This window comes from ANME-2 cluster archaeon (assembly GCA_014237145.1).
Lineage (GTDB): Archaea > Halobacteriota > Methanosarcinia > Methanosarcinales > Methanocomedenaceae > Methanocomedens_A.
This window is the reverse complement of sequence record JAAXOC010000011.1, coordinates 22253-34774: the sequence shown is the minus strand read 5'-3', so window position 1 is coordinate 34774 and position 12522 is coordinate 22253. Positions and strand designations below refer to the sequence as shown.

The 12522-nt window shown below is 46.7% G+C and carries 9 protein-coding genes; 3 read left to right on the top strand and 6 right to left on the bottom strand.

Translation table 11 applies throughout. The features are described 5' to 3' along the window. Window positions 1-94 precede the first annotated feature (94 nt). Window positions 95-2062, bottom strand: a complete 1968-nt coding sequence (locus HF974_02240) for a fibronectin-binding domain-containing protein (protein MBC2697160.1) — start codon at window positions 2060-2062, stop codon at window positions 95-97. Window positions 2063-2147: 85 nt separating this feature from the next. On the opposite strand from HF974_02240, the gene HF974_02235 reads away from it, so the two are divergent. Continuing rightward, on the top strand, window positions 2148-3851 hold the full coding sequence (locus HF974_02235) for an ATP-dependent DNA ligase (protein MBC2697159.1): 1704 nt from the start codon (window positions 2148-2150) through the stop codon (window positions 3849-3851). A gap of 281 nt (window positions 3852-4132) precedes the next feature. On the opposite strand, the gene dinB is transcribed toward HF974_02235, so the two are convergent. Further along, window positions 4133-5206, bottom strand: a complete 1074-nt coding sequence (gene dinB / locus HF974_02230; GenBank protein ID MBC2697158.1) for a DNA polymerase IV — start codon at window positions 5204-5206, stop codon at window positions 4133-4135. A gap of 136 nt (window positions 5207-5342) precedes the next feature. Between dinB and HF974_02225 the strand changes: the two genes are divergently transcribed. Further along, window positions 5343-8093, top strand: coding sequence for a UPF0182 family protein (locus tag HF974_02225; GenBank protein ID MBC2697157.1), 2751 nt, complete (start codon window positions 5343-5345; stop codon window positions 8091-8093). Here HF974_02225 and HF974_02220 read toward each other — a convergent pair. From HF974_02220 to HF974_02205, 4 genes are all read right to left on the bottom strand, one after another. Next, window positions 8090-8425: a DUF2111 domain-containing protein gene (locus HF974_02220; protein MBC2697156.1), complete on the bottom strand. Its 336-nt coding sequence runs from the start codon at window positions 8423-8425 to the stop codon at window positions 8090-8092. The two genes, HF974_02225 and HF974_02220, sit on opposite strands and share 4 nt — an antisense overlap. Window positions 8426-8728: 303 nt before the next feature. Then, window positions 8729-9469 carry an MBL fold metallo-hydrolase gene (locus HF974_02215; GenBank protein MBC2697155.1) on the bottom strand — a complete coding sequence of 247 codons (741 nt, stop codon included), beginning with the start codon at window positions 9467-9469 and terminating at the stop codon, window positions 8729-8731. After that, window positions 9466-10740, bottom strand: a complete 1275-nt coding sequence (locus HF974_02210; protein ID MBC2697154.1) for an ATP-binding protein — start codon at window positions 10738-10740, stop codon at window positions 9466-9468. The genes HF974_02215 and HF974_02210 overlap by 4 nt, the downstream gene beginning before the upstream one ends. Window positions 10741-10978: 238 nt before the next feature. Further along, window positions 10979-11257, bottom strand: a complete 279-nt coding sequence (locus tag HF974_02205; protein MBC2697153.1) for a UPF0058 family protein — start codon at window positions 11255-11257, stop codon at window positions 10979-10981. Between the two features lie 216 nt (window positions 11258-11473). Between HF974_02205 and HF974_02200 the strand changes: the two genes are divergently transcribed. Continuing rightward, window positions 11474-12208 carry a class I SAM-dependent methyltransferase gene (locus tag HF974_02200; GenBank protein ID MBC2697152.1) on the top strand — a complete coding sequence of 245 codons (735 nt, stop codon included), beginning with the start codon at window positions 11474-11476 and terminating at the stop codon, window positions 12206-12208. The last annotated feature ends 314 nt before the right edge of the window (window positions 12209-12522 follow it).

Sequence of the window (12522 nt, the reverse complement as noted above, 5' to 3'; positions counted from 1 at the left end):
ATATGTTCTCCCAAATATTTTATCTCCCAGGACATTTATTCAACTATTACATCACATTGCACAAATATTGTTTTACCAGACTGCTTGATATATTCTACCCCTTCCTCACACTCGACTCCCCCGGCGGCAGCATCATAGCGATCCTGTCAGGCGAAGCAATTGACTTCACCAGCTGCCTGTCCCCCACCTCGTCCACCAGCGTCTTGTAAACCTTCTTAGCAATATCGTTCTGGCTGAACCCGCCCGGCTCCACCTCAACCACATACTGCGCCAGCCTACGCACAACCCCTGGCGGCCCGCCTACCAGCCTCACAGCACCCTTCAGCTGGATCCCAACCGCTGCACCCACCAGGGCAGTCATATAATTTCGCTTGCCCCTGATAATGAACGAACCCCTGGGCACGAACTCACCACTCTCAGGGGTCTTGGACACCTGCCCTGGCGTCACCCAGTAACAGTCACCATCAGCCCGGCCTGACTTCCACACACCCGAGTTGGAGACCACAAACATAGCAGCCTCATCAAGCGTGGTCTGCGGAACTTCCTTACCTTCCGTCTTGATAACAACCACAGGCGAGCCAGGCGCTTCAGTATGGAAAAAGACATCCCGCTTTTCCATATACTTCTTAACCACTTCCTCATTAGTGCCCGCATCCCTGCCCCCTATAACCAAAAAGCCATCTGAGGACTCGAACCACCTGAACTTATCATACCAGCGCGGTTTCACCTTGATCTTACCCTTCAACTGCCTGGTGCGCACAGGCTCCTGCTGTTTCCTTATCAGTTCCTCAGTCTGGAGTATGGCACGCCTGGCACCGGAACTTTTACCTGCCACCTTCTTTGCCTTATCATAATAAACCTGGGCATTCTGTGGCACTGTCAACTTGATATCCACATCCACATTCTTACCGTCCAGTTCCACTGAAAGTTTCCCTGAACCAGGATCAATAGATCTGATCATCTTTGCCTGCGGAATCTCTGCACCCTTCAGCCTGCTTCGTATCTCATCCCAGCCCATCCGCTGCCTTGCCTCGGTGATGATATTTAATATCTCCTCTACAGGCTGGTAATGGGCATACAGCAGTTCCCCCTTTTCTTTAAACCCGGCTGCCTGCTTTGTGAACTTCTCGATAGCTTGTTGCTGCTGTCTTAGCCTCCTCTCAAGCACACCTTCCTTTTTCTGCTCCACTGCCACTTTTTGAGCTGCAACCTTTATACCAGCACTGAAATATTCATCAATAGCCTGGTTAAAACTATTCAGCTTCCGGGTCTCAAAACCCTGGTAGCGCATAAGTCCGAATGGCAGCACATCAATGTTCTTACCGTCCTTTACCACCACCTGTGGCTCAAGTTTTCCAGCGGATATCGGTTCGAAAACCTTGCCAATCGCCGCATGCAGCCCCTCAAAATCCAACATATCCACAGCAGGTCTATTCTTGTCTACACCTGCCTGCAGGCACACTTCCTCTGCCAGCACGCCACCCATGTTTAACCTGGTGGCCAGCGTCCTTACAACATCGCTGTCCGATTTACTGAATATACCGGTAAGGTCGCCGGGCGATACATCAAGCGGACTCATCTGGAGTGGGGGCAGTTCATATATCTCGCCCCTGCGCAGCGACCGGTCCCTGAAACTGACAGGTTTCATAGGCTGCAGGATCCTGCCCTCATCATCGGTAAGAATAATATTGCCCCTTGCAAACAGTTCGGAGATCAATCTGGTAGTCACTCCGGCCCTTATAACTTCCAGTTCGATGATCCGGTCGAACTCATGCTGGGAAACACGCTTTATCCTGCCCCCTGTGATATGTTTGCGAAGCAGCATGGGAAACCCCTGTGGCAACTGTGGGGCCGGGCGCGGATACCGGGTGAGGTTCATCCTCTTGCCAGCTTGTATCACCAGGTTATGCCTGCCCTGCCCGTATATGGCCAGGGTGATCCTGATCTCATCATTATCTGTCTGGTATATCTTTCCTATCTTTGCATCAAGCAGGCAGGGTGTGGCACTATTGAACTCGGATACAATGGCAGCCACATCCACACTGGTCATTTCCTCTTTCATGGGGCAGACATTATAGACCATAGACCCATAATCTTTTGCAGGAATATAGAAACTGTTTTGATAACATATTCCAGATTAAGGGAGAATGACCAGTTTCCAGGATTTTGCAGAAACTTGCCAGCGTATCGAGAATATCCCAGGTTCCCTTGAAATGACGCAGGTTGTGGCGGAATTTTTTTCCAGCGTGGAAGATGACGAACTTGAGATAGTATCCAGGTTCATTATGGGCCTGGTGTTCCCTGTATGGAGTCCATTGCAGCTTGGTATCGGACCCAGCTTGCTGTATACTTCCCTGTCCAGGGCATCCGGTGTTCCTGTAAAGGGTATCATTAACCTGGTACGTGAGACAGGGGATGTGGGACTTGCAGCCAGGGAAGCACTGACAGGAGCCAAGAAGTCACAATCCACACTTGCTGCTTTCGGGGAAGAGGAATCGGTACTATCCATACTGGACGTTTTTACAAGATTTTTTGATATTGCCACTACATCTGGCAAAGGCTCCCAGTCCTCCAGGGCAAGGAACTTACAGTTCCTGTTCGGCCGGGCCACACCAATTGAGGCCGTATACCTGGCACGGCTGTCTATTGAGGAACTGAGGATCGGGGTGGGTGAAGGAATTGTCAGGGATTCCATTGCAAAAGCTTTCAATGTACCAAAAGATGCTGTGGAACGGGGCTATATGCTCACAAATGACCTTGGACTGGTTGTAAGGGAAGCAAAACTTAACGGAACACGCGGTCTGGCCGGCCTGGACATGGAACTGGGTCGCCCCATCAGGATGATGCTGGCCCAGATATCCCTGGGTATCGAACCTGCTGTTAATGAAATGGGCAAAGTTGCAGTTGAATGGAAATTCGACGGTGCCAGGGTGCAGATCCATAAGAACAAAGATAAGATCTCTATTTATTCACGGCGCCTGGAAGATGTAACAAACTCCCTGCCCGATATAGTGGAAATGGTAAGGGAAGGAATTTCAGCGGAATCAGCCCTTCTTGACGGGGAAGCTGTTGTGTTGGGTCCTGATGGTAAACCAGGAGCCTTCCAACAGATACTCAAACGGTTCAGGCGCAAGTATGATGTGGATGTGGTGAAGGAACAAATACCTCTACAATTGTATCTGTTCGATGTGTTATATTTCAATGGTGAGAGCCTGTTTGACAATACCCTGGTACAGCGAAGATCGCATCTGGTTGAATGTGTGAGCCCCTCTGATAAACTAAAGATTGCAGAGCAGGTCATCACTTCAGACGTAAAGGATATCAATGATATTTACCGTGAAGCTTTGGAAGCGGGTCATGAAGGTGTGATGCTGAAAAACCCGGAATCACTTTATTCTCCTGGCAAGCGCGGGAAGAACTGGCTTAAGATCAAGCCACTTATGGAGACACTGGATCTGGTGGTTATCGGCGGGGAATGGGGTGAAGGACGGCGCGCTAACTTTATAGGATCATTCCAGCTTGCATGTATTGAGCAGGAATCAGGTGATATTCTATCCATTGGAAGAGTGGGAACAGGTATTACTGACGATATGCTCGAAGACCTGACAGCACAGTTCAAGGAACTCATTGTAGTTGAGAATGGCAAGGAACTGGAATTCGTGCCACAAGTGGTGTTCGAAATCGCTTTTGAAGAAATCCAGAAAAGCCCGACTTACAATTCAGGTTATGCACTGCGGTTTCCCCGGCTTGTCAGGGTGAGGGATGATAAGAGTCCTGATGAAGCAGATACACTTGATAGAATAGAACAGCTGTATATTAACCAGAAAGGCAGACCTGACAACGCTTCATGATGTTGGTTACAGCCAATCTGTCTATACTGTGAACTCATTGACAATTTGTTCATCCTGTATAATCATTGACAATTTATTTATTCTGAAAACGGATATATATTATGTGCAATATTTAAGAGATTGTTCGTTTAATAACGAACCAAGAGTCGCAGGGTATACAGAGGTCTTTTTTTTACTATACTCCCACTCCCACCCCATAAGGCCTTTGTATATCTGTTCTCTTGCATAAAAAACGGGGGGCTTAGGTCCCCTAATTTTTATTTCTCTACCTTAATTCATTTCTATATAAAATCTTCAAATGTGGTCTGTCGCAGTTTGTTCTTGCCCAGGTTTGACAGCCTGACACCAAGAAGCCGTATCTTCCTGCCATCAAAGAACTCCCTGGCAAGCTCATGTGATACCTGTCTGATGGTATTTTGGTCTCTGGTATCATGATACAGTGTCCTGGCCCTGGTAAAAGTGGTAAAATCTGCCTGACGAACTTTCACAGATACTGTCCTGAATGAAAACCCCCTCTTTTGCAATGACTTGTGCACCAGCTCGGCTATGTTGTCCAGAGCCCCGTACAAAAGCGCAGTATCACCAGTATCCACATCAAAGGTGTGCTCCCTGCTTAGCGACCTGGTCACGCCCCGCTCTTCTACCTCACTATCATCCACTCCCTGCGCCAGTAAATGCATTCCAGTGCCCCACTTGCCGAACACATCCACCAGCTTGTTCCTGTCAAATCGTGCCAACTGCCCGATAGTCCGGATTCCCAGCCCATGCAGTATCTCCTCGTTCTTACGACCTATCCCTTGCAGTCTGCGTACTTCCAGTGGCTCCAGGAACCCGGCCACCTTGTCTGGTTCTACTACTGTCAGGCCGTCAGGCTTGTCCAGGTCCGAGGCTATTTTGGCAGCCGACCTGGTGGGGGCAATGCCGATAGAGCACGTAAGCCCCTCTTGTGCCTTTATTTGTACTTTGATCTCCTGTGCGATCTTTACAGCCCTTTCATGATCCCTGACTTTTTCACTGATGTCAAGATAGGCCTCATCCACGCTCACTTGCTGGAACCTGCCAGCTTCAGACCTGAGTATCTCCATGACCCTGCAGGAAACCTCCTTGTACAATTGCATATCCACTCTCAGGTATACGGCATCCTGACACAGCTTGTAAGCCTGGGAAATTGGCATTCCGGAATGTATCCTGAACTCCCGCGCTTCATATGAGCAGGTGCTTACCACACCTCTGCCGATCCCACCTTTTGGGTCAGAACCCACCACAACCGGACGCCCTTTAAGGGATGGGTCCCGGCGCTGTTCAACTGAGGCATAAAAACTGTCCATATCCACATGAAGGATGATGCGACTCATTAAATTGCTCCGTTTAGAGGTTTGTGCTGCGGGAAATAATTATACTGTAACCCATCATTTCAATACTGCAATACTGTTACCCCAGACTTAAATACTGTAACCCATCATTTAATAACTACGCTCGGAGGGATGTGCTATAAAGTTCAACTATAAATGGGAAGCAATATTTGCGCTGATACTATTAACAATATTTACACTGCCTACCTTGGCCAGGCTGGCCCTGGATTACCTGTGGTTCGATTCATTGGGATATGCAAGCGTTTTTCTTGTTAAATACAAGATGAGCATCCTGATGTTAGTGGTTTTCACGATCCTGGCAGCACTTATCCTGTTTTTGATACTCCAATCCGGGATTAAAACCCTCCTGAAAATTGGGGGGAGTATCACATCTCTGTGGGAACAGGAATTCTTCACCGGGCAGCCAAAAGAATACATTGAGATGGAAACGAAAGGTGACCTGGCCAAAGGGGTGAAGGCTGCAAAGATGCCTGCCATTATTTTGATAATCATGATCTCAGTGATACAGGGACTGGCAGCCTCAGGCTCATGGCTGAATGTCCTGATGTACCTGAACCGGACACCTTTTGGCACAGCCGACCCTATTTTCAATAATGATATAACCTTTTATGTGTTCGAACTGCCGTTCTACAAATTCCTGCTGAGCTATTTACTCACAGTCCTGCTCCTTGGGCTTCTTGTCCTGGCAGTCCTGTATGCAACATTTAACTGGAAACTGTTGATGAAAGCACCCTTGAACTTCAGGATTGTACTGGGGGGTTTTTTGACTGTCCTGGCCACCAGGACGTACCTGGGACGTTACAATATCCTGTACAGTGAAACAGGCGTAGTCTACGGTGCAGGATATATCGATGTGGCCATAAGGCAGTACATTCCTATTATACTCGCTGCGATCTTCATACTCTCGGCCCTGGTGATACTGGTGTCAGGATGGCTGGATAGCACATCTGTACCTTCGATCCCGAAGATACTGGCAGGCATGATCGCTGCCATGCTACTCATTTCAGTCCTTGGTGGAATTGCCACCGTGGTCATCCAGGAATACAAGGTCACGCCAAATGAACTGGAACTGGAAAGACCTTACATCATGAACAATATCGCTATGACCAATACCGCCTATGATCTTGACGAGGTCGAGGTCAGGCAATATCCCCTGACATACAACCTCACCGATGATGTCCTTGAGCACCCTTCCATCATCAATGCCAGATTGTGGGATTACCGCCCCCTCATGACCATATACCAGCAGAAACAGGCGATACGCACTTATTATGGCTTCAATGACGTGGATGTGGACAGGTATGATATCGACGGCACAAAGCAACAGGTATGGTTATCGGCAAGGGAGATATTCTATGACCAGCTGCACGGCAAGGCCGATACCTGGCTTAACAAACACGTACTCTACACCCACGGTATCGGGGTGGTCATGTCCCCTGTGAACCTTGTAGTGGACCAGGGACTGCCAGATATGTATATTGAGAACATCCCGCCAGTAAGTTATATTCCGTCGCTGGAAATAGAGCAGCCCAGGATATACTACGGTGAAAGGACAGACACATATATTTTTACAGGTACGGGCAGGGATGAGTTCGATTATCCCAGCGGCGATACCAATGTGGGCAACACATATGACGGGACAGGCGGGATCACTATGAGTGGACTGAACAAGCTCATCGCTACCATCGCACTGGGTGAACTTAAGATACTTACATCCTCTGATATTGATGAGGACAGCAGACTGCATATCGAACGTGATGTGCTGGACCGCACCGGCCTTATTGCCCCGTACTTGCTCCAGGATTCGGATGCTTATGCAATTGTGGGTGACGACGGGCATATCTACTGGATGGTCAATGCTCTTGTGACAACTGACAAGTATCCCTACTCAGAAAACCTGTGGATCGGCAACACCAGGGCTAACTATGTCCAGGATTCCACAAAGGCAGTCGTTGATGCATACAACGGGACCGTCACTTATTATATCATCGAAAATGACCCGTTGCTCACTGCTTATTCAAGCATATTCCCTGGTGTATTTAAGCCGATGGACTCAATGCCTGCTGACCTGAAACAGCATATCAGGTATTCTTCTGACCTGTTCCAGATACAATCCACCATCTATACCGATTATCATATGAAAGTGCCCGAGGTGTTCTACAACCGGGAGGACAGATGGCAGTTTGCAAAAGAGAAATATGCTAATTCATTGATACAGGTTGAGCCTTATAATGTACTGCTGGAAATGGACGATTCCACTGATTTCATAATGATGCTGCCTTTCACACCAGTCAACAAGGACAATATGATCGCCTGGATGGCAGTGAACCAGGACCCCCCACGATACGGCCAGAAGATACTGTATGAGTTCTCAAAGGATAAACTGATATACGGTCCGGCCCAGATCGAGGCGCTGATAGACCAGGATGAGGATATCTCAAAAGACCTGACTCTGTGGAGCCAGGGCGGTTCACAGGTTATCAGGGGTAACTTGCTGGTTATTCCAATAAAGGATTCCATACTCTATATCGAACCTCTTTACATCTCGGCAGAGTCTGCATCCAGCATCCCTGAACTGAAGAAGATACTGGTAGTGTACGAGAACAGGGTGGCTATGGAGGATTCGCTTGAAGAGGCACTTCTGAAAGTGATTGGTATAAATGTCACGTCAAGTGCTGCCCCAATTCCTGCTGGGATCGGGACTGTGGATATGACAATGACTGAATTGCTGGAGGATACTATCTCAAATTATGATGCAGCCCAGGAGTACCTTAAGTCAGGGGACCTTGAGAACTACGGTCGTAAGATGAAGATAGTGGACAGCCTTATGGAGAGGCTTGCACAGCTTGTAGAGGAAAGTACTGGTTAAAAGCGTTTCAGGTCAATGTACCCTGACAGGTTTACGGTCCCCAATGCCGCGATGGTCTCGCTGTTACGGTTCTTTATAGGTGAGACTATGACCGGCATGCCTTTATACGGCCCGCTTCCTGCGAAACCGTGGACGATCTTACCGATATTTAAGGCCTGTTCCAGGTATTCCCCTGTGTAGTTGTAGTCAACTACTTTGCTGTTCTCGACCCTGAGACCGTTATGGTTCTTGCTTCGCATGGTTATGGGAAGTCCCATGGTGCCATATATTGCCAAGGCTATGGGTTTAAGTTCTTCGGCTGTTGAATTTTCTGAGATAATAAGTCCGGCCATTTTGTTCACCTATGGTACACTATCAATCATGATATATAAGTTATTTGATGAATACTAGCTCAATATTTGAGTTTCCAGGCAAAATTATCAATGAATAAGCGCAAAGCACGCCAGAACGCAAAGTATTCATGAAATATGTATTGAAACCATGACTATAATTTCAACGCTGAGTCCCTTTATCATATGGGCATTATCGAAACGAATGACAGTACTCACCATCTACTGCACCCCCCGCTCAGTTCAAATGCGCGGTGGTTCAGGCAGGCGGTAGGCCAGCCCCCTCTTATTTTCAACAGGTTACAATCAGATTAAAAACTCCATACCATCCACACCCAGTGGCCATTCTTTGACAGCCTCTGCGTGGGGTGGGAACATGTGGCTGATATGGGTGAACACCACTTTTTTGGCACCAAGCCGTCTGGCAAGTTCGGCAGCTTGCTTGGCGTTCAAGTGTTTAACAAGGTTGATACCAGGGGGAACGATGGCATCTATTATCATCAGGTCTGCATCCCGTATGATATCCTGGCTGGCCTTGGGTATATCTTCGTTTGTATCCCCGGTAATTACTACTTTCCGAGCGCCCTGCCGGATCATAACACCCACCGATTCCTTTAATGGCGGGTGATTGACAGGGAACAATGTGAACTCAAGACCCGCTAATTCGAAGGGTTCCAGGGGCATTACCTCATTCCTCACAGGTTTCAGGAATCCCAGGTATTGCAGGATATACTCCAGGGTATCTTTCAGCCCATATACAGGGACATGGTTCTGGACACGGTGGAAATCACCAAAACCCGCATAATGGTCATAGTGGGCATGGGTCCAGATAACGGCATCAACATGATCCAGTCCGTGGGATATCATCTGATATCTCAGGTCCGGGCTGGTATCTACCAGCACTTTCCCCTCCGGTCCCTCCACTAATACCGAGAACCTGAGTCTCTGGCTGGGACCGCCATTAAGTGCGTCCTGGCAGGTGGGGCAATGACATCCGATCTTAGGTGTACCGATAGCATCCCCTGTGCCCAGCAGTATGACTTTCATAATTCTTCTTCAGCTATGTATTTCAATGAAGTCCTCTTGTTGAACTCGCCTACTGCCCGGATCAGGTCGTCTTGGTTCAATGCCATACGGTCGGTCATCAGGGCATTTAAGACACTTTCCCTAATTACCAATTTCAGATCAGAACCTGAATAACCTTTAGTTATTGCTGCGATCTCTTCAGTATCGAACTCCCCCTCGATCTCACTTATGATAATATCCAGGATATCCTGGCGCATCTCCTTATCTGGCAAGGGGAAATCTAAAATATCATCAAACCTTCTCCATGCGGCACTGTCCAGGAGCTGTGGATGGTTAGTTGCACCGATCAGCAGGACCCCGTGCTTTACCAGGCTGATCTCGTCAATGGCCTTGAGCAGGGAGTTCACGGCCCGTTTCAAGGCTGCGTTTTCATCAGATGAGCGGGTCTTGGCCATGAAATCGAACTCATCAATGAACAGGATACACGGACTCATCCTTTTTGCCAGGTCGAACACCCGGTCGATGTTCTTGGCAGTCTCACCCAGGTACTGGTCTGTGATCATAGATAGCCTGACCTCTAAAAATGGCAGTTTCAATTTGGCTGACATGGCCCTGGCAGTGGAGGTCTTGCCAGTGCCTGGTGGGCCCACGAATAATAGTTTTCCTACTTCTACAAGACCTATCCTTTTCAGGTAGTCCTTGAACTGTATAGCCTTGACCATCTTTTCCATTTCGTCCTTCTGGTCCTGGTTAAGTACAAGCTTATCAAGGGTCTGGTCAATCTCCTCTGGCACAGTTATATGTACCAGTTTAAGCAGGTTTTCAGTATCCTTTTCAGTGCTGATATGCGCTATAAGTGAATCAACCCACTGCCGGCTGGCCTCTTTTGGCTCATTTTGTCCGATTGCTGCTTCATAACTTACATCAAGGGAATCATAATTTTCATAAAAATGTGCAAGCACCGGATTGTTCTTGATATATTCCACTCCATGCTCCTGTTTTGCAAGCCACTTGGCAGCGATGTCAAAGACGGTAGGTCTTATTTTCTGCCCAAACTCTTCATATTCCATAAAAGGTAAGGAACTTGCAATCTCCTGGGGGTCATGAATATCAAGAAGTTCTTCCATATCCCTGGCAGTGACATTCATAGGCCTTAGTACCGTTTTTTCTTTCATGTCCCAGTAGTGTTTCCTGAGTTCAGAGGGAAGGTCGTCTGCTATCAAATCCTTGGTCCTGTTATATATCTCAGCTGTCAGGACCAGGGCGGTCGTTTCCAATTTTATATCATGCATCGAGCATCAAATCCAAATTATAAAGTAAAAACTCTATAAGGGTTGTATTGAATGAAATAATTTTCGAACAATTCCCGGATGATTTAAGAAAAAAAAAGAAAAAAGGACAACTATAAAGTAGAACCTTTTTCCAGTAAATAACTAAAATATTGTTCCTGTAAAATGGCAATAATATATAAATACAGAATAAATGTTATATATAAACTTACAATAAATATTTATTAATTGGTTATCTACTTTACAGGTTTACCTCACTTTGCGCCTTTTCTGCAAGCTGGTTCATTCGTGCAGACGTCCTTCCAGTACCTGAAAATTCGTCATCTGAAATCACACTTGCAATTTCGCTACCCAAAACAAAAATGGCATGTTTATGCTCAGCTTTACTCCTATGAACATGAACCGGACTTATACCCAAGTTATCATAAATACTAAAACCATTGTCCGATCCATTTTCTTCAAAGTACTTTTTCATCTGCGTCATTAGAGTGTGAAGCTGGATTAGTTCCTCTTTGTGCATTTATTCCCATCCTCCAATGTAATTGATAGTTGATGTGGTCTACGCGTATCTTCCACATTCTTTTCAATCCTTGTACTGACCAGTACAAAAAGGGTTTTGTAGGAATGTGACTTCCTATCAATCCACCTTAAAGTTTTCTAATTAATTTTCACGATTAATTTGAAAAATCACCAAAACGCAAGATTAAAACATATTGTTTGCTATTAGCTTCAATTGATGCCATATGCAGTATATGACCGGGATGCATTTGTAACACGCACTGGTCTGGGTCCTGATATGAAAGTGTTAAACATAGGCCCGGACCATATTACGGCAAGCCAGGTTGCAAAAAGTGTGGAATCAGTCGTAGCTGCTGCTGTTCCAGATGCCGGGCAGGCCCGGGGCATACGCAGCATATCCAATAAAGTGGCCCCCGTCGTCACAAACTACAACCATCAGCCCTTCAAGGGCAATTGCTTTGATATTATCTTCTCATACCATGCCGTGAACTACATCCAGCCAGGCGAAGTCCCCGGACTACTTAAAGAGGCAAATCGCATATTGAAAGAGAACGGCAGGTTTGCATCAATGGTCTGGTCGCTGAAACCCACCAATAAGGCCCAGTCATCACATTTGATACTGCTTGGGATTCTTGAGAAGCTGGGTATGTTATATTTACACCAATTTGATGAGATATCCAGGTGGCTGGAAGGAGCAGGGTTTGAAGAGATAACTATGGAGCTGGTGAGCCGGAATATACCAGTTCCGGATAACTGGGTACGTACACATTTGAAATGGCTCAAACGCGGTACGGACAACTATTCAGGAAAAAAAGTAACTGCCTCCCCGGATATTGATAAAGCAATTGAGGATTATAAAACACATGTGAAGGAACACGGTGAGGAATTACTGCCCTCTATACAGTTTACGGCCCGTCGAAGTGCAGTGCTCTCAGGAATTGACATTCTATAATGTAAATGCCCATGTGTCATCGGTTAAGAGTAATATTGTAATGGAACACAGATTGAGCGGATGACACGGATGTGCACGGATAATAAATAAATCTGTGAAAATCCGTCAAATCCGTGTCATCCGTGTTCGATTTAAATTAAATTTGAGAATCGTATGAAATCATTGGTCTTTTGGAAAATAATACATACCGACTCTGTCAAACTCCTTAACCGATGACCAATGGGTAAGTGCCACACTATGTAAATGCCTTATAATGTAAGTGCCCTATAATGTAAATGCAAAAATTGAAGTATGAAACCCACAAATAGGTAGCT